This is a genomic window from Bradyrhizobium sp. C9 (genome assembly GCF_002532045.1).
Taxonomy (GTDB): Bacteria; Pseudomonadota; Alphaproteobacteria; order Rhizobiales; family Xanthobacteraceae; genus Bradyrhizobium.
Genome location: NZ_NWTG01000014.1, coordinates 13,152 through 32,468 on the forward strand (window position 1 = coordinate 13,152; position 19,317 = coordinate 32,468).

Sequence of the window (19,317 nt, forward strand, 5' to 3'; positions counted from 1 at the left end):
ATGGGCTATCACTGTCGCTCACGATAGTGAGACGTGAGGTCGCCCAGGAATGGCCCGAGAATGCCCGCAACGCCGCTGATCGCCTACGCGCATGTCGGCAAGAGTTTTGACGATGGTCGCGTGGTGGCGGTCGACGACGTCTCGCTCGACGTCGCCGAGGGTGAATTCCTCGCCGTTGTCGGCGGCTCGGGCTCCGGCAAGACGACGCTGCTGCGGCTCGCCAATCGCCTGATCGAGGCCGACCGCGGCCGGATCGCCGTCGAGGGCGAAGACGTCAGCCGCATCGATCCGATCCTGCTGCGGCGCCGCATCGGCTATGTGTTCCAGAGCGGCGGGCTGTTTCCGCATCTCACCGTTGCCGACAATGTCGGCATCACGCCGAAGCTGCTCGGCTGGCCGCAGGCCGAGATCTCGGCGCGGGTCGACGAGCTGCTCGACCTCGTGCGGCTCGACCGCGCCCAACATCGCGACCGCCTGCCGCACGAACTCTCCGGCGGTCAGCGCCAACGCGTCGGCGTCGCGCGTGCGCTGGCTGCGAAGCCGCGCATCGTGCTGATGGACGAGCCGTTCGGCGCGCTCGATCCGCTGACCCGCGACGCGCTCGGCGACGACTATCGCACACTGCATCGCGAGCTCGCCCTGACCACGGTGATGATCACCCACGACATGACCGAGGCGCTGCTGCTGGCCGATCGCGTCGCGGTGATGCGCGGCGGCAAGCTGCTCGCCTTGGGCACGCCGGCGGAGCTTGCGGCCAACACCGACGCCTATGTCGGCGAACTCTTGCGGACGCCGCGGCGACAGGCGGAGCGGCTCGGCGCATTGCTGCCGCGGGACGGCACGGCATGAGCGATCCACGCTGGAGCGAGGCGCTTGCGCATCTGCCAGACTATCTCGGCAATCATGTCCGCGTCAGCGTCGCCGCGCTGGCGCTCGGACTTCTGATCAGCCTGCCGCTTGCCATCATCGCGCGCAACCGGCCGGTGTTGCGCGGCACGCTGCTTGGAGTGGCCAGCATCGTGCAGACGGTGCCCGGTCTCGCGCTGCTCGCGCTGTTCTATCCGCTGCTGCTGGCGCTCACGGCGCTGACCGCGACGTGGCTCGGCTTCAGCTTCTCCGCCTTCGGCTTCCTGCCGGCGGTGCTGGCGCTCGCGCTCTATTCGATGCTGCCGGTGCTGCGCAACACCATCACCGGCCTCTCGGGCGTCGATCCGGCGGTGCTGGAGGCCGCCCAGGGCGTCGGCATGACGCCGCGGCAATCGCTCACCATGGTCGAGTTGCCGCTGGCGCTGCCGGTGATGATGGCCGGCATCCGCACCGCTGCGGTGTGGGTGATCGGCACCGCGACGCTGTCGACGCCGATCGGCCAGACCAGCCTCGGCAACTATATCTTCGCCGGGCTGCAGACCCAGAACTGGGTGTTCGTGCTGTTCGGCTGCTTCGCCGCCGCCGTGCTCGCGCTCGTCGTCGATCAATTGCTGGCGCTGATCGAGAATGGCCTGCGCAATCGCAGGCGCGTCCGGACCGCGCTCGGCGGGCTCGGCATCGCTGCCCTGATCGCAGCGACGCTGGTACCCGCGATCGCGCGGCCGCAGGCGCGCTACGTCGTCGGCGCCAAGACGTTCACCGAGCAGTATGTGCTGTCGGCGCTGATGGCGCAGCGGCTGCAGGCGGCCGGTCTGTCGACGGCGACCCGCGCCGGCCTCGGCTCCAACGTGATCTTCGATGCGCTCGCGGCCGGCGACATCGATGTCTATGTCGACTATTCCGGGACGCTGTGGGCGAACCAGTTCCACCACACCGACATCAAGCCCCGTGCCGAGCTGCTGAGCGAACTGAAGACGACGCTGGCGAAGCAGGACATCACGCTGTTCGGCGAGCTCGGCTTCGAGAACGCCTATGCGCTGGTGATGCCGAAGAAACGCGCCGATCAGCTCGGCATCCATTCGATCGCCGATCTCGCATCGCGCGCCGCGACGATGTCGATCGCCGGCGACTATGAATTCTTCTCGCGTCCGGAATGGGCCGGCATCCAGAAGGCCTACGGGCTGACGTTCCGCGCCCAACGCCAGATGCAGCCGGATTTCATGTATGCCGCGGTCGCCTCCGGTGAGGTCGACGTCATCGCGGGCTACACCAGCGACGGGCTGATCGCGAAATACGACCTGGTCGCGCTCGCGGACGACAGGCACGCGATCCCGCCCTATGACGCGATCGTGCTGCTATCGCCGAAGCGGCGCGACGACGAGGTTCTCAAGGCCGCGCTGCGGCCGCTGCTCGGCAGGATCGGCATCGCCGAAATGCGCGAGGCGAACCTGCGCGCGTCCGGCAACGACGCGTCATCATCGCCCGACGCCGTGGCGCGCTGGTTGTGGGAGAAGGTCGGACCGCGCTGAGCGGCCCTCCGCCTCAGGCCCTCACCTCCTGGCGCTGGAACAGGACGTAGCCCGCGACGAACAGCACGATGGTGCAGGCGATCAGGCCGACCGTCTGCGGCCAGGCGATCAGCACGCTCTGGCCGAACGGCAGCGGAGCCCCCATCACCGCGCCGCGGATCTGATCGAGGAACACCGGGCCGAGCGTGCGCGTGGTCGGCGACAGCACCGCCAGCATCGCCTCCCCGAACAAATCGTTCGGCGAGAAGCGTTGCAGCAGCTGGCTCCAGATCGCGGTCCCCGGCGTGTCGAGCCCGAGCGCCGCAAAGCGCGGATCCGGCGGCACAATGGCCTGCGCAATCGCCGGCGCCAGCATCGGCCACAGCACGGTCAGGAACAGCCAGATACCGAGCGCCACCAATGCCGCGGTGGCTGGCGAGCGAAACACGATCGAGAGCAGCATCGCGAGCGACAGCCAGACCCCGGCATAGAAGACCGCGATCACCAGGAAGGCGAGCGAACGGGCGATCTCCTCGCCGCCCGGCGGCACCCCGAGGAAGATCAGGCCGAGCCCGATCACCAGCAGCCACAACGCGGTCAGGCTGATCGCGATCGTGGCGAGCCCAGCGAGATATTTGCCGAGCAGCAGCGCGTCGCGATAGATCGGCTGCGCCAGGATGCGCGACAATGTGCGCCGGTTGTGCTCGCTGTTGATCAGGTCGAAGCCGAGCCCGATCGCCATCAGCGGGATCAGGAAGCCGAGGATGGCGACGAAGGACGGCAGCGGCGCCTGGCTTACCGTGAACAGCCGAAGCAGCAGGAACGGATCCTCCGCCGTGTTCTGACGCAAGGCGGTGATCGCCTCGTACAGCGCCGCCATCGCGGTCAGCACGATCAAGAGCTCGAGCATCAGCATGCGGACGCTCGAGATGTTGTCCGACAGCTCCTTGACGAAGACGGCGCCAACGCCCTGGAATGCAGAACCTTCACGCCGCATCGCGCACGCCTCCTGACGGGGTGGCCTGGAAGTAATGAGCGTAGATCGCCTCGAGGCTCGGCTCGTCGACCGAGAGCCGCCGCAACGCGCCGTTGGCGGCGACCACCGCGCGGGCAGCGTCGGCCCGCACGTCGCGGTCGGCGGTCATGCGGAAACGGTCATCGGCCAGCGTCTCGACATTGCCGACACCCGGGATCGCCGCAAGTCGCCGGGCAATCCCGGCGCCATCAGCCTCGACCTCGACGACGAAGCCCGCGCCCAGCACCTGGACGGAGAGCTCGGCGACCGAGCCCATCATCGCGATCTTGCCGGCACGAAACAGCGCGACGCGGTCGCAGACGCGTTGGACCTGGTCAAGCATATGCGACGACAGCAGCACGGTGACGCCCTCGGCCTTCAATTCCCTGATCAGATCGAGGAATTCCAGCGTCGCCTGCGGGTCGAGACCCGAGGTCGGCTCGTCGAGGATCGCGATCTCGGCGCGCTTGACGATGATCTCGGCAAGCCCCAGGCGCTGCCGCATGCCGCGCGAAAAGGTCGCGACCCGCTTGTCGGCGACGTCGAGCAAGCGCACGCGGGTCAGCGCCGCTGCGATCCGCCGCGTGCGCTCGGCCATCGAGAGGCCCATCAGCTTGGCGGCGTAGGCGAGGTTCTCCACCGCGGTCAGGTGGTCGTAGAAGCCGACGGCATCGGGCAGATAGCCGACGCGCCGCTTGACCTGCAGCGGCTGCCGCGCCGGATCGAAGCCGAGCACGCTGACCCGGCCGGCCGAGATCTCGGTGAGTCCGAGCATCATCAGGATGGTCGTGGTCTTGCCGGCGCCGTTCGGGCCGAGCAGCCCGAACACCTCGCCCTTTGCGATGTCGAAGTTGATGGCGTCGACGACACTGGTCTTGCCGTAGCGCTTGGTGAGATCGCGCGCTGCGATGACGGCCTCCGGCCGTGTTGCAGCACTGTTGTTCTGCTGTTCGCTCATCGCCGTCCGAACCTCGCAACGGCACCCAGCATCAACAGCAGCGCAACGCCGATTACGCCAGCGCCGGCCATGCCCCAGGCGGTGGACGTGCTCACGGTGACGCGGAACTGGCTCGACGCGGTCTCGCCGCGTGCGGTGGCGCGCATCGCGAGCTGGTAGTCGCCGGCGAGCGACTTGTCGCTCGGCGTCACCAGCGCCTGCACCTCGGTGTCCTTGCCGGGCACCAGACGCTCGATCTTCGCCGGCTGGAACGTGACCTTCCAGCCGCTCGGCGCCGTTGCGGCGAGCTCGATATTGTCGGCCGGCGCGGTGCCGCTGTTGGTGACGACGACCGGGATCGTGCTCTGCTCGGCGGCGACCGCGCGCGCGCTCAACAGCCCGTCACGGCCGGAGAGCTGAAGCTGCGGCTGACCTGCGATGTCGAGCGCCACCTCGGCCTGCGCCGACGCATCCTCGGCATTGACCGTGACCTTGACCGGGAAATGCCCGGCATCGATCGCACTCGGCGGTCGCACCTTGAGCTTGATGTCCTTGGACTGTCCGGCATCGATCGGGATCGAGGACAGTTCCTGCGTACCATAGGCCTCGGTGAACGAGGTCTCGAAGTTCTGCGGCGCCGCAGCGGCGAAACTTGCGACCAGGTTGCGGCCGCTGTCGTTCTTGATGGTCAGCGTGTACTCGAAATTCGATTTCGGGCTGCCACGCAATTCGGGGAGCTTCGAGCTCACCGTCAGCTTTGCCGGCAATTCCTTGGCAAGCGCGACCACGATCGGCAATGTTGCCTCGCTGCCCTGCCCTTCGGCCTTCACCGTCAGCGTCTGCTCGGCGAGCGAGGCATTGGCGGGCACGTCGAGCCGCAGCTGCAACGGCACGCTGGAGTCGGGCGCCGGCATCGCAGCCGCAACCGGCTGGCCGCCGCCGAGCAGCGTCGCGGTCCAGCCGCTCGGCACGCCCTCGACCGAAAGCTTGTAGCGCTGCGGACCGAGATCGTAGTTCTGCAGACGCAGCGAGATGTTGGAGGTGGTGCCGGGCCTGATGGTGACGGCCGGATAGTCCGTCATCATGTAGAGCCCCTTGATGTCGTGAGGCGGCTCTGCGGCGGAGGCGGAGGGAATGGCAAGGGGAATAGCAAGTCCGAAGGCGACGACAAGGCGCGCAACATCGAGCGCTCGCATGGGCAAACACTCCTGCAAGAAGGGCGGGATTGGCTGATTTGACACTGCGCGCCGATGAACACCGTGGCAGCGGCATGACCGATCATCGAGCCAATCGTGACGAAATCTCGGCAGCGCAATTACAAATGAGTAATGCACGCGGTTTCGCGCGGGCAACCTTCGTCTACCGACGTTAGTCTAGGTCGCGATGCGATCGCCTTGATGTGCGGATTAGTCGTTGCGCCTGTGCAAGCTGTCGCGCGAACGTTCCGGTGGCTCAAAGTCCCTTGATGATCCCCGCGTCGATCAGCAGGCGGTTGAAGCGGCGCGCTTCCGCGCCGTCCTTGCAGGCGTAGAACGCGCCGTTGCAGCGAAGCATGATTGCCTTCTGCTCCTCGAACGACGGATCGAGCGGAATGCCCGCGGCTTCCTGGATCACCAGCGGCAGATAGGCGGCGTCGATCGTGTCCATCACCGTCGGGCTCTTCACCGGTTCGAAGTTGATGGCATCGATCGCATAATAGGTCGCGTAGTAGCGCGGATCGTAATTCATCAGTTTCTTGCCGATGCCGGCCTCGTCGAGCCCGGGATCGAGCAGCTGCGGCGAGAACTCCGGCTGGTGATCGCCATAGCGCACGATCAGGAACGGCTGCGCAGGAAACTTCTTCTTCAGCGCCGCGACAAAGCCGGCATAGTCGTTGGCGCTCATCGCCTGCCGCCGCAGATATTCGTCGACCGACGGCGTGTTGCCCGGCCGCTTCCACGCCGGCAGCAGCTCGGGACGGAATTTCCTCTCCCACGGGAAATGATTGGCGGCGAGATAGACGAAGGTGAACAGCGGCGTGCCTGATGTCTTCTGCTCGGCCATCAGCTTCAGCGCCTTGTCGTAGAAGAAGCCGTCGGGCTCGACGTCCTTCGCATGCAGGTCATGCGCGTCGTAGAATTGCTGGATGCCGGTCGTGGTCTGGAAGCTGCGCGCGCTCATGAAGGCGCCGAACGCCGGATAGAGCGACAGCGTGTCGTAGCCGCAGCGGCGCAGCGCCAGCGGCAGGCCGCGCTCGACACGGCCCGATGCGATGCGGGTGACGAAATAGGCGAACCGGCCGAACGAGCGCGAGGACAATCCCGCCAGCACGTTGTACTCGGTGAACCAGCTCGGTCCGCCATTGCTCTCGGCGAGGAATTTTCGCTCGACGCCGTCATAGGATTTGAACTGGCTGCCATAGCCCGGCGGAACCTTGACGCCGGAAGCGGCGCGGATGTCGAAGCTCGATTCATCATGGATCATGATGATATTCGGCCGCCGTCCGGCCGGGTGGCAGGCGTCGACCAGCGGCATCTTGAGCTGGTCGCTCGCGCTCGGATCCGACTCCATGAAGCCATAGGCGACGAAGTCCGACACCGCGGTCACGCCGGAGCGCGCGAATTTCGACAGATAGCCGTCGTCGTAGTAGCCGCGCCAGGCCTCGTCCGGCCAGGCGAAAGCATAGCCCGAGAGCGCCGCGGTGCAGGCAAGGCAGGCGGCCGCGGCCGGCAGGCGGCGGATGCGGAACGGATCGAGCCACCACAGCGCGTACATCAGCGGCAGCGTCACGAGGCCGGCGCCGATGATCGACCAGCGCAGGTTCGGAAAGATCGTGAGCAGGAACGCCGCGGTGTCGCGATCGATCACCATCAGGTCGACGAAGTTCGCAGTCATCTGCACCACGTCGTGCTTGAACCGCGACAGCAGCACCAGCACCACGACCAGCGTCAGCGACAGCGCGCCCGACATCGCCGGCCGGCGCAGCAGCGCGATGAACAGGAAGTTCAGGATTCCCCAGGTGAGCAGGAAGCAGAGCCGCGAACCGAAATCGGTCTCGGTCCGCAGCATCAGGATCAGCGCGCCGAGATGCGGCGCAGCGACCGCCATCAACCGCCAAATGCCGATCGCGGCAAGACCGCCGGCCAGCGCGGCAACGGACGAGTTTTGCTGAGGCGCGGGCGCCATGGGCGGTACGCAATACAACCCGGCGCAATGCCACCGCCTTGACTGGCAACGGCCAGGAGGCAAACGGCACAGCCGGAGTCTGTGCCGTGTCACAAAACCGTAATTGAATCGTCATGAACGCGCAATGAATTTGCCCGCCCGGAGCGCGCCGGCCGGCGCGGTGCGCCTCAGACCTTCGCCGCAGGCCCTGCAATGCCGGCGATGAAGAGGTCGACGATGTCAGCGGCCATCTGCTCGACCTCCGCTTCTGCGACGCCCCAGCGCGGCAAATGGCCGTCGATATGCATCCGCGCGAAACCATAGACCAGCGCGCGGCCGGCGATCTGGACCTGCTTCAGATCCTGGATCCGAAGCTGACCGGCCGAAAATGCTTCGGCCAGCATGCGCTCGGTCAGGCCGATCAGCTCCGCATTGTCGCTGGAGACCCCGGCCGAGCGGTCGTGGTCGAAGAAGCGGCGGCTGGAGATGATCTCGAAATGGGTCGGGTTCTTCATCGCCCAGCGCAGATAGGCGATCCCGAGGCAGCGGAAGCGGCCGAGCGGATCGCCTGACGGTGCATCGGCCAGCGCCATCTCGATCTCGGCGCGGAAGCGGCGCTGCGCCTCCTCCGCCACCGCGTTCATCAGCGCATCCCGGCTCGGGAAATGCCGGAACGGCGCACCGGGCGAGACCCCGGCGCGGCGGGCGGCCTCGCGGACGCTGACCGCCTCCGGCCCGCCCTCGCCGACCAGCTGCATGGCAGCCTCGATCAGGACCCGGCGGAGGTCGCCATGATGATACGGCTTGGCCGCCGGCGCCCGCGCCGCGACGGCCGGACGCGGCTTGTTGGACCGGCGTCCGGTGGGCGGCGGGTTCTTGGCGGGGCGGCGCATGACGCACCTCTAGCATCACCCGCTTGTGAATGTAAGCGGCGATTACACGGCTTGACCGTATCCCATCGCGAAATGTAACTGGCGATTACATCAACACGGGAGGCAGGATATGGCGACGCGTCGAAACTGGTTCGAGGGCTGGCGGCTGTTCGGCCTGCTCACACTGACCCTGATCGGGCTTTCGATCTGGATCGCCGCGATGCGGCAGTTCGAGGTCGATGGCGTGCGGATGGTGATCCGCTTCACGGCGCGGACCTCGCTGCTTTTCTTCTGCCTCGCCTTCTCGGCGGCCGCGCTGGCGCGGCTCTGGCCGAACGGCTGGACGCATTGGCAGCGCCGCAACCGCCGCTATCTCGGCGTCACCTTCGCTGCCTCGCACGCCATCCACGCGGCCGCGATCACGGCGTTCGCCATGTTCGATCCGGCCGGCTTCGCCGCCGCAACCTCTATCGTCTCCTACATCTTCGGCGGCATCGGCTATCTCGTCATCATCGCGCTGACCGCGACCTCGTTCGATCGCACCGCTGCGCTGCTGGGCCAGCGCGCCTGGCGCAGGCTGCATCTGGTTGGCGGCTATTATCTGCTGCTGCAGTTCACGGTCTCGTTCGGCAAGCGGATTCCCGAGATGCCGCTCTACGCGCTGTTCCTGGTGCCGCTCGCCGCGGTGTTCGCGCTCAGGATGATCAGCATGGCCGCGCGGCCTGCGCCACGCCAGGCACAGGCGAGCTGAATTCAGGCCGCCTCACACCAGGTGAAACTTGCGGCCGAGCCGACGATGCACCGACAGCACCGCGCGGTCGACGTCGCTGATCAGGCTGTCGCCGAGCACCACGTTCGGAATCTCCCAGTTGCGCCCGGCCTGCCCATCGGGCAGCGCGGCGACCGCCGGCACGCGGGCGGTCTCGCAGCCGGGCTGGGCGCGCAGCGCCTCCTCGGCAAGCTGGGTCAATTCGTGCTGGCTCTTTCCGTCAGTCATGACCGAGGTCCTGACTCCGGAAGATGGCTCACTGATGGCCGAGATTTTCCAGTTCCTTGGCGCGGGCTTCCGTCATGCTGCGCATGCATTCGCCGGCATCGAGCCGGGCGATGGTGCCCTCGCCGAGGTCGTAATACAGGCAATTCGCGTCACGGTACTGGATCCATAGCCGTTGCGCGGTGCGCAACTGGTCGCGCTGCTTGTCGCCGGCGGCATCCTTCAGCGCCTGCTGATAGGCGACGTTCATCCGCTTGTCCCATTGCGCGGTCTTGGCCTTGAGGCACTCGACCATCTGGTAGGTGCTGCCGTCGCAGGATTGTTCTCCATCGCCCTGATCGCCGGCCCAGGCCGACGAGGTGGCGACGACGAAAACGGCCGCAACCAGGCGCCCGAGCCTGCACACGCCTGTCGTGATAGCCGATTTCATGCCGCCTTCCCTTTCGATGAATCCCATGGAGCCACACGTTAGTGCCGCCGTAGCCCATCCCGTTCATATCGGTCGCACCGCGGCTGGCCTTCCCGATCCGTGCAGGATATTTGATGGACATGGAGGGATTCATGCGGCGGAGCGTGACGCCTGCAATCGTTTTGACCGTGCTCGGCCTGCTCGTCGGCGGGCTGTTTCGCTACGCCTTCGACCAATCCGACGAGGCCTCCGTTGCGAACTATACGCGCAGCGCGCTCGAAGGCGCCGTCATCACCCTGATCGTCTGGGCAACGCATCTCAATCTGGCCGCGCGTGGCGGCTGGCTACGGCGGCGGCCGCTCATCGTCGAGCTGATTGCCCGCTCCGTGATCCTCGCCGTTATCGTTGCGGTCGCTGCGATTGTGCTGGAGGTCGTCCTCTACGGGCATGGCGTCGAGGCGAAGTGGATTCGCGAGACCTTCTTCAAGATCATCGGTGTCGGCCTGCTGCTGTCGATCCCGATCACCACGATCTACGAACTGGTCCGGATGATCGGTGGCCATACGCTGCTCAGCATCGTGCTGGGACGCTACCGCCAGCCGGTGCGCGAGGAACGCGCGCTGCTGTTCCTCGACCTGGTCGGCTCGACGACGCTGGCGGAGGCGATGGGCGAGCTGCGTGTGCAGGAGCTCTTGACGCGCTTCTTCTCGGACATCGATGAGCCGATCGTGGCGCATGGCGGCGAGGTTCATGCCTATGTCGGCGACGAGGTCATCGTGACCTGGCCGGCCGGCACGGGTCAGCCGTCGCGGCGCTACCTCGACTGCGTGTTCGCGATCGAAGACCGCCTCGCCAAGCGGGCCGACCATTATCGCAAGGAGTTCGGCGTGGTGCCGGCATTCCGCGCCGGGATGCATGCTGGGCCGGTCGTCATCGGCGAATGCGGCGACTCGCGGCGGCAGATCGCCTATTTCGGCGATACCGTGAACGTCACGGCGCGGCTGCAGGCGCATTGCAAGGAGGCCGGCCGGCCGCTGCTGATCTCGGGCGAGCTGCGTCGCCTGCTGCCTCTGAACCTTGATCTTGCCGTTGAGCCGCTCGGCTCGACGCAATTGCGCGGGCGCGCCGCATCGATCGAGGTCTTCGCGGTCGCGCGGCGCGCAACGTCCTAAACAATTCCTTACACTGCACCGGCATCGGCTTCCGTTGGGCCGAAAGCATGAATTTGATCAAGTCTGGTCGCGGCCCGTTAAGGATGGCAATGGACCCGTATTTGCACCGGGTTCCACCTTAACGCAGGTGTAAGATCGCTAGCGATATCGTGCAGTCCGTTGTCATCCAAGAAAAACAAGGTTGCCCATCGATGGCGCAACAGGCGTCACAATCGATTATTGCCGAACTCGAAGATGCGGTCCGGGACGGGACATCGGCCAAGCGCGTGCAGACGCTGCGGCAGGTCACCGATCTGTTCCTGAACGACGGCGACCGCCTCAACGATGAACAGGTCAAGGTGTTCGACGACGTGCTCTGCCTGCTCGTCGCGCGCGTCGAGACGCGTGCGCGGGCCGAGCTCAGCAAGCGGCTCGCGCCGCTCGACTATGCGCCGTTTGATGTGATTCACCATCTAGCCTGGGACGACGATATCGGCGTCGCCGGCGAGGTTTTGACCCACTCCAGCCGCCTCTCAAACGCCGCACTGCGGGAGATCGCCAGCAGCAAGGGACAGGACCATCTGTTCGCGATCTCGGCGCGGGAAAACCTGCCCGCATTCGTCACCGACGTGATCATCGACCGCGGCGAGGACCGGGTGATCCGGCGCCTCGCCAAGAACGCCGGCGCTGAGTTCTCCGACAGCGGCTATTCCACGATCGTCGCCCGCGCCGAAGGCGACGACGAGCTGGTCGAGATCCTCGGGCTGCGCATCGATATTCCGGCCAAGCTGCTGCGCGACCTGCTGCAGCGCGCCAAGGAGACGGTGCGGGCCCGCCTGCTCGCGCTCGCATCGCCCAGGGCACGCGAGGAGATCAGCCAGGTGCTGAACGACATCGCGCAGGAAGAGGCCGCCGCCCCGCGCCGCAACTACGGCATCGCCGAAGAACTGGTGAAGCTGATGAAGCAGCTCAACGAGCTCGACGATGCGGCGGTGTACAAGTTCGCCGAGGACGGCAAGTTCGACGAGGTCACGGTCGCGCTCGCCGTGCTCAACGACATGCCGATCGCGATGATCGAGCGCCTGATGCTCGGGCTGCGCTCCGACCTGCTGCTGATCCCGTGCCGCTCGGCGCGGCTCAACTGGCCGACGGTCGAAACCATCCTGCGCAAGCGGCCGTTGCCGCATCAGATCGACCATGCGACGCTCGAGATCGCGCACCGCGATTACCGGCGGCTGTCGCTGGAAACCGCCCAGCGCACCGTGCGGTTCTGGCAGCTGCACAACAGGATCGAGAAGCAGCCGATGGCGGCCGGCTAGCTGCTGCTGCCTTGTCGTGACAAAGAAAAAGGGTGGGCAACGCACCCACCCTTTTTGATTCGATGCGTAGGGTGGGTTAGCGAAGCGTAACCCACCGCGTCTCCGCGGAACGAATTGGTGGGTTACGCCTTCGGCTAACCCACCCTACACGCCCGAGCTTAGTTCTTGCTCTTGTCGACCAGCGCGCCCTTCTTGATCCAAGGCATCATGTCGCGCAGCTTGGCGCCGACTTCCTCGATCGGATGCTGGGCGAGCTTGGCGCGGGTCGCCTTGAACGAGGTCTGGTTGACCTTGTTCTCCAGCATCCAGTCGCGGGCGAACTTGCCGCCCTGGATGTCGGCGAGCACGCGCTTCATCTCCGCCTTGGTCTCGGCCGTGACGATGCGCGGACCGGTGACATACTCGCCGTATTCGGCGGTGTTGGAGATCGAGTAGTTCATGTTGGCGATGCCGCCTTCATAGATCAGGTCGACGATCAGCTTCACTTCGTGCAGGCACTCGAAATAGGCCATCTCGGGCGCGTAGCCGGCCTCGACCAGCGTCTCGTAGCCGCCCTTGATCAGCTCGACCAGGCCGCCGCAGAGCACCACCTGCTCGCCGAACAGGTCGGTCTCGCACTCTTCCTTGAAGGTGGTCTCGATGATGCCGGCGCGGCCGCCGCCGATCGCCGAGGCGTAGGACAGGCCGAGGTCATGGGCGTTGCCCGACGAATCCTTGGCGATCGCGATCAGGCACGGCACGCCGCCGCCGCGCTGATATTCCGAGCGCACGGTGTGGCCGGGGCCCTTCGGCGCGATCATCAGCACGTCGAGGTCGGCGCGCGGATCGAGCAGGTTGAAGTGCACGTTGAGGCCGTGGGCGAACACGAGCGCCGCGCCCTTCTTCATGTTGTCGTGCAGGTGCTCGCGATAGATGTCGCCCTGCAGCTCGTCCGGGGTCAGCATCATGACGAGGTCGGCCCACTTGGCGGCCTCGGCGACTTCCATCACCTTGAAGCCGGCGTTCTCGGCCTTCTTGGCCGAGGCCGAACCCTTGCGCAGCGCGATCGCCACGTCCTTGACGCCGGAATCCTTCAGGTTCAGCGCGTGGGCGTGGCCCTGGCTGCCGTAGCCGACGATGGCGACCTTTTTGCCCTTGATCAGGTTCAGGTCGGCATCGCGATCGTAGTAAACTCGCATCGTGTTTTCCTCGTTTGAAGGGGGCCAAAATCGGCCGATGAGTCAGGCTTTCGGAAGGTCAGAACCGCCGGGCGCCCGCGAATTTCCGGCGTTGTCTAGAGCATTTTTCCCCTCAGGGGAAACCCCCATCTCGCATGGCGCGGTGCGGCATCATGCGTCCATGAAGACCGGGTAGAGCGAGGCCAGCAGCAGGATGGCCATCACCACATTGAAGACGCGGATCGCCCGGGGCGAGGTCAGGACCGGCCGCAGGGCCGTGCCGAACAGCGCCCAGACGATGCAGGATACCGTTCCCAGGAGCAGGCTCAGGCCGACCTGGATCGCGATGTTCCAGGGGAAGGCGGCAATCGCCGCATAGGCCGTGATGGTGCCGATCACCATCACCCAGCCCTTGGCATTGATCCACTGGAACATGGCCGCGCCCCAGAAGGTCATGGGGCCGCGGCCGGGCTTGTCGTCCTTGTCCGCCGAGGGCGGCTCAGCCATGGCGATGACGCCCGCCAGATACACCAGGTAGGCGACGCCGCCATATTTGAGGATGGTCTGCAGCACCGGATAGGCGATGAAGACCGCCCCGAGCCCGACGCCGACCGCGCCGACCATGAAGGCGAAGCCGACCGTGATGCCGGCGATGTGCGGCACAGTGCGGCGGAAGCCGTAGGTCAGCCCCGACGACAGCAGCATGATGTTGTTGGGGCCCGGCGTGAAGAACATCACGACCGCAAACACGACAAAGGCAAACATTAGCGAATGCGACATGGTGCCCTCACGCGACTTTCGGCAGAGCTTTTGGCCGCTTCGACAGCAGCATCACGGCGATGCCGGCGATCACCGTGAGCATGCCGGCGAGCCGCAGCGGCCCGAACCGCTCGCCGAACACGATGCTGGAGGCGGCGGAGCCGACGAACGGCACCAGCAGCGCGAACGGCACCACCTGGGCCGCCGGATAATCCCTGAGCAGCCGGCCCCACAGCCAATAGGCGATGCTGGTGGAAACGGTGCCGACAAACAGCATGGAGACAATGCCGGCCGGTGACAGATGCGACAGCGCCTGCAACATCGGCTTCGCGCCAAGCGTCAGCAGCGACAGGCAGAACAGCGGGATCGCCGCACACAGGCACAGCCATGCGAACAGGTCGAACATGCGCGCGCCCTGCGCCGGCCGCAGCAGCAGGTTTCCGATTGCGAACGAGATCGGCGAGATCATCAGGATGGCAAAGGCGGCGACGCTGAAATCGTATCCGACGGTGCCGCAGATCATCAGCAGGCCGATCGCGGCGATGCCGATGCCGACGGTCTGCAACCGCGACGGCAGTTCGGCGAACAGGACAGCGGCAAAGCCGATGGTGAACAGCGCCTGGCTCTGCACGATCACGCTGGTGAGCCCGACCGGCATGCCATGGGCAATGGCGATGGACTGCGCCAGGAACTGGCCGAGGAACAAGGTGAGGCTGATTGCGATCAGCAGCAGCCACGACACCTGACGCGGCTTGCACAGGAACAGGCACGGCACGGCCGCGATGCCGAAGCGCAGCGCCGTCATCAATTCGGGCGGCAGCTCATCGAGCGCGAACCGGGTTGCGACGAACGCAAGTCCCCAGATCACCGCGACCATGACGGCGATGCCAACATCGGCCGGCTTCATTGTTCTTCTTCTTTGGTTCGGTTTGGCTCTGTCGATGCAAGCTCTAGATCTGTTCGTCCGGCTTCGGCTTGCGCAGCAGATAGGTGCCGTGCAGCGGCGCGTGATAGTCGGCGGCGACCAGGGTGAAACCGGTCTCGGTCAGCATGCGCTCCATCACCCAGCCGAAGGTCGAGTACTCGTCGCGCATGTGGGTCATGACGCTTTCGCGCTCGAAATCGTGGTTCTTGATCGAGAAATCGGCCCAGCCCTCGACATCGCGATCGACGCCGTCGGGCATGCTGACGAACACCATGTCGCGCAGGTAGAAATTCGCGCCGGGCTTCAACGCGTTGAAGATCCGCGACAGCGCCACGGCCTTCCAGAAGTCGGGCAGATGGTGCAGCGTGAACTCGCTGACGATGAGGTCGTAGGAATTCGGCTGGTAGGCAAAGGACAACAGCCCGGCCGGCTGGGTCCGGATCTTCGCCTTGCGATCGCGCGCATAGATCTCGGCGAGCCCGATCATCGCCGGCGAGATGTCGATGGCGTCGACCTCGGCCCCCATCAGCGCCGCCTCGGTCGCCAGCACGCCGTTGCCGCAGCCGATATCGGCGATCCGCCAGCCCGGCTTGACGCCGAGCATGGTCAGCGCCTGTCGGGCACGGACATCGCTGTCCTCACTGACGTCATAGATCGAGGCAACCGCGGTATCGAGACCGACCTGCCGCCGTTGCGTGTAGTACCAGTCGCGCGCCAACATGATTCACATCCCTTCCGGCCCACGCGTGATCGCGGCCACCCCGGTTCGCGACACCTCGACCAGGCCCAGCGGGCGCATCAGGTCGATGAACTGACTGATCTTGGACGAGTTGCCCGTGATCTCGAACACGAAGCTCTCGGTCGTGGCATCGATCACCCGGGCGCGGAACGCATCCGCCAGTCGCAGCGCCTCGACGCGGTGATCGCCACCGCCCCTCACCTTGACCATCGCAAGCTCGCGCTCGATCGAGCTGCCGGTCAGCGTCATGTCGACGACGCGGTAGACCGGGATCATGCGGTCGAGCTGATGCTTGATCTGCTGGATCACCATCGGCGTGCCCGTGGTGACGATGGTGATCCGCGAGAGGTGTTTCTGGCTTTCGGTTTCCGAAACCGTGAGACTCTCGATGTTGTAGCCGCGGCCGGAGAACAGCCCGATCACGCGCGCGAGCACACCGGGCTCGTTCTGCACGAGGACGGACAGCGTGTGCGTCTCGTTCGGATCGTGACGCTCTTCGAGGAAGTAGGCGGATGCGGGCTGGTTCATGGTCGTCCCCTTACATTCTTTTCACGCCACCGCCCGCTGGGCGGCCGGCGCAGCATCCGTCCCGATCCAGGTTCGGAACAAATCGAAATCGATATTGCCACCGCTCAAGATCAGGCCGACCCGCTTGCCGGCGAGCCTGCTCTTTTCCTGCAGCGCGGCTGCGAGCGCCGCGGCGCCTGCGCCCTCGGCGAGATTGTGGGTGTCGGTCCAGTAGGCGCGGATCGCCTGCCCGACCTCGTCGTCGGTGACCTGCACGATGCGCGAGGCGCCCTTGCGGATCAGGGCGAATGCATCGGCGTCCGGAATCCGCGTTGCCATGCCGTCGGCCAGCGTGTTGCTGGTCTCGGTGGTCACGATCTTGCCGGCCGCGAACGACAGCGCATAGGACGGCGCCTCGGTCGACTGCACGCCGACGATCTCGGTCTTCAGGCCGAGCAGGTCGCGCGCCATGATGCAGCCGGAGATGCCGGAGCCCTGCCCGATCGGCACATAGAGAATGTCGAGCTCGGGGGCGGTACGGAACAGTTCGAGCGCGTAGGTCGCAACACCCAGCACCAGGTCCGGGTGGAACGACGGCACCATGTGCAGGCCCGCGAACTGGGCACGGCGCTCGGCCTCTTCGCGCGCGGCCTGAAAGTCCTCGCCGTGCTCGACGAGCTCGGCACCGAACGCGTGCATGGCGCGGTTCTTCTCGACCGAGTTGCCGCGCGGCACGTAGATCACCGCCGGCACGCCGTGGCGGCTCGCGGCAAACGCCAGGCTCTGGCCGTGATTGCCGCGCGTCGCCGAGATGATGCCGGGCACATCGGGCCGCTCGCGCTTCAGCCGCTCCAGATAGACCAGACCGCCGCGCACCTTGAAGGCGCCGATCGGCGTGTGGTTCTCATGCTTGACCACGACCTCGGTGCCGAGCCGCTCGGCCAGCAACGGCCAGGCATACGCCGGCGTCGCCGGCACCGCGGTGCCGACGATCCTGTGCGCGCGCTCGAGCTCGTTGAGGTCAAACATGATCCACCTTCACCTCACACCAGCGCCTTGCCGCCGGAGAAGGCCTTCGCGGTGGCCTCGTCGGTCGCTTCTTCCGGCAGCAGCATCTCGTTGTGCGCCTTGCCCGACGGGATCATCGGGAAGCAGTTCTCCAGCGCGGCGACGCGGCAGTCGAACAGCACCGGGCGCTTGATCGAGATCATCTCCTTGATCGCGCCGTCGAGATCGGACGGCTTGGCCGCCCGCAGGCCGACGCAGCCATAGGCTTCGGCAAGCTTGACGAAGTCCGGCAGCGCCTCGGAGTACGAATGCGACAGGCGGTTGCCGTGCAGCAGCTGCTGCCACTGCCGCACCATGCCCATGTACTGGTTGTTCAGGATGAAGATCTTGATCGGCAGCTCGAACTGAACCGCCGTCGACATCTCCTGGATCGTCATCTGCACAGAGGCGTCGCCGGCGATGTCGATCACCAGGCTGTCCGGATGCGCCACCTGCACGCCGACCGCGGCCGGCAGGCCGTAGCCCATGGTGCCGAGACCGCCTGATGTCATCCAGCGGTGCGGCTCCTCGAAGCCGAAGAACTGCGCGGCCCACATCTGGTGCTGACCGACCTCGGTCGTGATGTAGGTGTCCTTGCCGCGGGTCAGCTCGAACAGCCGCTGGATCGCGTATTGCGGCAGGATGATATCGTTGTTCTTGCGGTAGGACAGCGAGTTGCGCGCGCGCCATTGCGCGATCTGCTGCCACCACGCCTTGATGTCGGGCTTCTTGGCTTCCGCCTTGAACACCTGCAGCAGGTCGCCGAGCACATTGCCGGCGTCGCCGATGATCGGCACGTCGACGCGGATGTTCTTGTTGATCGAGGACGGGTCGATATCGATGTGGATCTTCTTCGAGCCCGGCGAGAAAGCATCGACGCGGCCGGTGATGCGGTCGTCGAAGCGCGCGCCGACGCACAGCATGACGTCGCAATCATGCATCGTCATGTTGGCCTCGTAGGTGCCGTGCATGCCCAGCATGCCGAGCCAGTTCGGCCCCGACGCCGGATAGGCGCCCAGCCCCATCAGGGTCGAGGTGATCGGGAAGCCGGTCGCCTCCACCAGCTGGCGCAGCAGTTGCGCGGCCTCGGGACCGGAATTGATCACGCCGCCGCCGGAATAGATCACGGGACGTTTGGCATTGGCGAGCAGCGCCACCGCCTTGCGGATCTGGGTCGCATCGCCCTTGACGCGCGGCGTGTAGGAGATGTGAACGTCCGACTTGCGCGGCGGATGATAGGTGCCGGTGGCGAACTGCACGTCCTTCGGCACGTCGACCAGCACCGGACCGGGGCGGCCGGTGGTCGCGACATAGAAGGCTTCGTGCAGCACCCTGGCGAGGTCGTTGACGTCGCGCACCAGCCAGTTGTGCTTGGTGGCGGGCCGCGTGATGCCGACGGTGTCGCATTCCTGGAAGGCGTCGTTGCCGATCAGATGGGTCGGCACCTGGCCGGTGATGCAGACCAGCGGGATCGAGTCCATCAGCGCGTCGGTCAGCGGCGTCACCATGTTGGTGGCGCCGGGCCCCGACGTCACCAGCACCACGCCGGGCTTGCCGGTCGAGCGGGCATAGCCTTCGGCGGCATGGCCGGCACCCTGCTCGTGGCGGACCAGGATGTGCTCGACTTCGCTCTGCTGGAAAATCTCGTCGTAGATCGGAAGCACCGCGCCGCCGGGGTACCCGAAGACATGCTGCACGCCGTGATCGATGAGCGCGCGCACGATCATCGCGGCGCCGGTCATCTGATTGGGATCGTGGCTCTTGTCGGTCATGGTTCGCTCCGGATGCGCTTGTTTTTGCGCGGCTTTTGTCAGTTCTCGTCAGTTCTGTTTCGGGCAATAAAAAGGGGCCCAGAGGCCCCATGCACACCGCCCGAATTTGGATGGCCGCTAGCCATCCCCGGCGGTGTGCCTGGGTACGACGACGATAAGCAGTTTGGTAATAATGTTGCGCACGAGACGACCCAG

20 protein-coding genes are annotated in these 19,317 nt (G+C 65.8%); 6 read left to right on the forward strand and 14 right to left on the reverse strand.

Annotated features, from left to right (window positions below):
* Positions 1-60 precede the first annotated feature (60 nt).
* Together CO675_RS24950 and CO675_RS24955 are read left to right on the forward strand one after the other, a co-directional pair.
* Complete coding sequence (locus CO675_RS24950) at positions 61-849, forward strand: ATP-binding cassette domain-containing protein (protein ID WP_097674499.1); 789 nt, start codon at positions 61-63, stop codon at positions 847-849.
* Positions 846-2,396 (forward strand): ABC transporter permease/substrate-binding protein, encoded by a 1,551-nt coding sequence (locus CO675_RS24955; RefSeq protein WP_097674500.1) that lies wholly within the window; start codon positions 846-848, stop codon positions 2,394-2,396. Before CO675_RS24950 ends, CO675_RS24955 begins: the two co-directional genes overlap by 4 nt.
* Positions 2,397-2,409: 13 nt before the next feature.
* Here the strand turns inward: CO675_RS24955 and CO675_RS24960 are convergent, their stop codons facing one another.
* The 3 genes from CO675_RS24960 to CO675_RS24970 are packed head-to-tail and all read right to left on the reverse strand — an operon-like array spanning position 2,410 to position 5,523.
* Positions 2,410-3,372 (reverse strand): ABC transporter permease, encoded by a 963-nt coding sequence (locus CO675_RS24960; protein WP_097674501.1) that lies wholly within the window; start codon positions 3,370-3,372, stop codon positions 2,410-2,412.
* Positions 3,362-4,348, reverse strand: a complete 987-nt coding sequence (locus CO675_RS24965) for an ABC transporter ATP-binding protein (protein WP_097674502.1) — start codon at positions 4,346-4,348, stop codon at positions 3,362-3,364. Before CO675_RS24965 ends, CO675_RS24960 begins: the two co-directional genes overlap by 11 nt.
* Positions 4,345-5,523, reverse strand: coding sequence for a COG1470 family protein (locus tag CO675_RS24970; RefSeq protein WP_097674503.1), 1,179 nt, complete (start codon positions 5,521-5,523; stop codon positions 4,345-4,347). Before CO675_RS24970 ends, CO675_RS24965 begins: the two co-directional genes overlap by 4 nt.
* 29 nt (positions 5,524-5,552) lie before the next feature.
* Between CO675_RS24970 and CO675_RS40655 the strand changes: the two genes are divergently transcribed.
* Positions 5,553-5,699 carry a hypothetical protein gene (locus CO675_RS40655; RefSeq protein WP_158231299.1) on the forward strand — a complete coding sequence of 49 codons (147 nt, stop codon included), beginning with the start codon at positions 5,553-5,555 and terminating at the stop codon, positions 5,697-5,699.
* 80 nt (positions 5,700-5,779) lie between these two features.
* Here CO675_RS40655 and CO675_RS24975 read toward each other — a convergent pair whose 3' ends face one another.
* Positions 5,780-7,492 carry a sulfatase-like hydrolase/transferase gene (locus CO675_RS24975; protein ID WP_097674504.1) on the reverse strand — a complete coding sequence of 571 codons (1,713 nt, stop codon included), beginning with the start codon at positions 7,490-7,492 and terminating at the stop codon, positions 5,780-5,782.
* Positions 7,493-7,659: 167 nt separating this feature from the next.
* Positions 7,660-8,364 carry a TetR/AcrR family transcriptional regulator gene (locus CO675_RS24980; RefSeq protein ID WP_097674505.1) on the reverse strand — a complete coding sequence of 235 codons (705 nt, stop codon included), beginning with the start codon at positions 8,362-8,364 and terminating at the stop codon, positions 7,660-7,662.
* Between the two features lie 109 nt (positions 8,365-8,473).
* Between CO675_RS24980 and CO675_RS24985 the strand changes: the two genes are divergently transcribed.
* A complete protein-coding gene (locus CO675_RS24985; RefSeq protein ID WP_097674506.1) occupies positions 8,474-9,094 on the forward strand; it encodes a hypothetical protein in 621 nt (206 codons plus the stop codon).
* A gap of 12 nt (positions 9,095-9,106) precedes the next feature.
* Here CO675_RS24985 and CO675_RS24990 read toward each other — a convergent pair whose 3' ends face one another.
* Positions 9,107-9,340: a hypothetical protein gene (locus tag CO675_RS24990; protein WP_097674507.1), complete on the reverse strand. Its 234-nt coding sequence runs from the start codon at positions 9,338-9,340 to the stop codon at positions 9,107-9,109.
* 28 nt (positions 9,341-9,368) lie between these two features.
* Complete coding sequence (locus tag CO675_RS24995) at positions 9,369-9,767, reverse strand: lysozyme inhibitor LprI family protein (protein ID WP_245452910.1); 399 nt, start codon at positions 9,765-9,767, stop codon at positions 9,369-9,371.
* Between the two features lie 113 nt (positions 9,768-9,880).
* On the opposite strand from CO675_RS24995, the gene CO675_RS25000 reads away from it, so the two are divergent.
* The gene (locus tag CO675_RS25000) at positions 9,881-10,918 is read left to right on the forward strand and encodes an adenylate/guanylate cyclase domain-containing protein (protein ID WP_245452911.1); all 1,038 of its coding nucleotides are present in this window, start codon (positions 9,881-9,883) and stop codon (positions 10,916-10,918) included.
* A 191-nt stretch (positions 10,919-11,109) separates the two neighbouring features.
* Positions 11,110-12,216, forward strand: a complete 1,107-nt coding sequence (locus CO675_RS25005) for a DUF2336 domain-containing protein (protein WP_097674508.1) — start codon at positions 11,110-11,112, stop codon at positions 12,214-12,216.
* 158 nt (positions 12,217-12,374) lie between these two features.
* On the opposite strand, the gene ilvC is transcribed toward CO675_RS25005, so the two are convergent.
* From ilvC to CO675_RS25040, 7 genes are all read right to left on the reverse strand, one after another.
* Positions 12,375-13,394: a ketol-acid reductoisomerase gene (gene ilvC / locus CO675_RS25010; protein ID WP_021077157.1), complete on the reverse strand. Its 1,020-nt coding sequence runs from the start codon at positions 13,392-13,394 to the stop codon at positions 12,375-12,377.
* Between the two features lie 150 nt (positions 13,395-13,544).
* Entirely contained in the window at positions 13,545-14,153 is a 609-nt protein-coding gene (locus CO675_RS25015) for a LysE family translocator (protein WP_097674509.1), read from the reverse strand.
* Positions 14,154-14,160: 7 nt separating this feature from the next.
* Positions 14,161-15,039, reverse strand: a complete 879-nt coding sequence (locus CO675_RS25020; RefSeq protein ID WP_097674510.1) for an EamA family transporter — start codon at positions 15,037-15,039, stop codon at positions 14,161-14,163.
* 43 nt (positions 15,040-15,082) lie between these two features.
* Positions 15,083-15,778, reverse strand: coding sequence for a class I SAM-dependent methyltransferase (locus CO675_RS25025; RefSeq protein WP_050628421.1), 696 nt, complete (start codon positions 15,776-15,778; stop codon positions 15,083-15,085).
* A gap of 3 nt (positions 15,779-15,781) precedes the next feature.
* On the reverse strand, positions 15,782-16,324 hold the full coding sequence (gene ilvN, locus CO675_RS25030) for an acetolactate synthase small subunit (RefSeq protein WP_016841057.1): 543 nt from the start codon (positions 16,322-16,324) through the stop codon (positions 15,782-15,784).
* A gap of 21 nt (positions 16,325-16,345) precedes the next feature.
* Entirely contained in the window at positions 16,346-17,332 is a 987-nt protein-coding gene (locus CO675_RS25035) for a threonine dehydratase (RefSeq protein WP_097674511.1), read from the reverse strand.
* A 14-nt stretch (positions 17,333-17,346) separates the two neighbouring features.
* Positions 17,347-19,122: an acetolactate synthase 3 large subunit gene (locus CO675_RS25040; protein ID WP_097674512.1), complete on the reverse strand. Its 1,776-nt coding sequence runs from the start codon at positions 19,120-19,122 to the stop codon at positions 17,347-17,349.
* Between the last annotated feature and the right edge of the window lie 195 nt (positions 19,123-19,317).

Excerpts from the sequence above, each read along its gene's own strand:
- CO675_RS24950 (WP_097674499.1), top strand. The coding sequence starts at position 61 with ATGCCCGCAACGCCGCTGATCGCCTACGCGCATGTCGGCAAGAGTTTT.
- CO675_RS24955 (WP_097674500.1), top strand. The coding sequence starts at position 846 with ATGAGCGATCCACGCTGGAGCGAGGCGCTTGCGCATCTGCCAGACTAT.
- CO675_RS24960 (WP_097674501.1), bottom strand. The coding sequence starts at position 3,372 with ATGCGGCGTGAAGGTTCTGCATTCCAGGGCGTTGGCGCCGTCTTCGTC.
- CO675_RS24965 (WP_097674502.1), bottom strand. The coding sequence starts at position 4,348 with ATGAGCGAACAGCAGAACAACAGTGCTGCAACACGGCCGGAGGCCGTC.
- CO675_RS24970 (WP_097674503.1), bottom strand. The coding sequence starts at position 5,523 with ATGCGAGCGCTCGATGTTGCGCGCCTTGTCGTCGCCTTCGGACTTGCT.
- CO675_RS24975 (WP_097674504.1), bottom strand. The coding sequence starts at position 7,492 with ATGGCGCCCGCGCCTCAGCAAAACTCGTCCGTTGCCGCGCTGGCCGGC.
- CO675_RS24980 (WP_097674505.1), bottom strand. The coding sequence starts at position 8,364 with ATGCGCCGCCCCGCCAAGAACCCGCCGCCCACCGGACGCCGGTCCAAC.
- CO675_RS24985 (WP_097674506.1), top strand. The coding sequence starts at position 8,474 with ATGGCGACGCGTCGAAACTGGTTCGAGGGCTGGCGGCTGTTCGGCCTG.
- CO675_RS24990 (WP_097674507.1), bottom strand. The coding sequence starts at position 9,340 with ATGACTGACGGAAAGAGCCAGCACGAATTGACCCAGCTTGCCGAGGAG.
- CO675_RS24995 (WP_245452910.1), bottom strand. The coding sequence starts at position 9,767 with ATGAAATCGGCTATCACGACAGGCGTGTGCAGGCTCGGGCGCCTGGTT.
- CO675_RS25000 (WP_245452911.1), top strand. The coding sequence starts at position 9,881 with ATGGACATGGAGGGATTCATGCGGCGGAGCGTGACGCCTGCAATCGTT.
- CO675_RS25005 (WP_097674508.1), top strand. The coding sequence starts at position 11,110 with ATGGCGCAACAGGCGTCACAATCGATTATTGCCGAACTCGAAGATGCG.
- ilvC (WP_021077157.1), bottom strand. The coding sequence starts at position 13,394 with ATGCGAGTTTACTACGATCGCGATGCCGACCTGAACCTGATCAAGGGC.
- CO675_RS25015 (WP_097674509.1), bottom strand. The coding sequence starts at position 14,153 with ATGTCGCATTCGCTAATGTTTGCCTTTGTCGTGTTTGCGGTCGTGATG.
- CO675_RS25020 (WP_097674510.1), bottom strand. The coding sequence starts at position 15,039 with ATGAAGCCGGCCGATGTTGGCATCGCCGTCATGGTCGCGGTGATCTGG.
- CO675_RS25025 (WP_050628421.1), bottom strand. The coding sequence starts at position 15,778 with ATGTTGGCGCGCGACTGGTACTACACGCAACGGCGGCAGGTCGGTCTC.
- ilvN (WP_016841057.1), bottom strand. The coding sequence starts at position 16,324 with ATGAACCAGCCCGCATCCGCCTACTTCCTCGAAGAGCGTCACGATCCG.
- CO675_RS25035 (WP_097674511.1), bottom strand. The coding sequence starts at position 17,332 with ATGTTTGACCTCAACGAGCTCGAGCGCGCGCACAGGATCGTCGGCACC.
- CO675_RS25040 (WP_097674512.1), bottom strand. The coding sequence starts at position 19,122 with ATGACCGACAAGAGCCACGATCCCAATCAGATGACCGGCGCCGCGATG.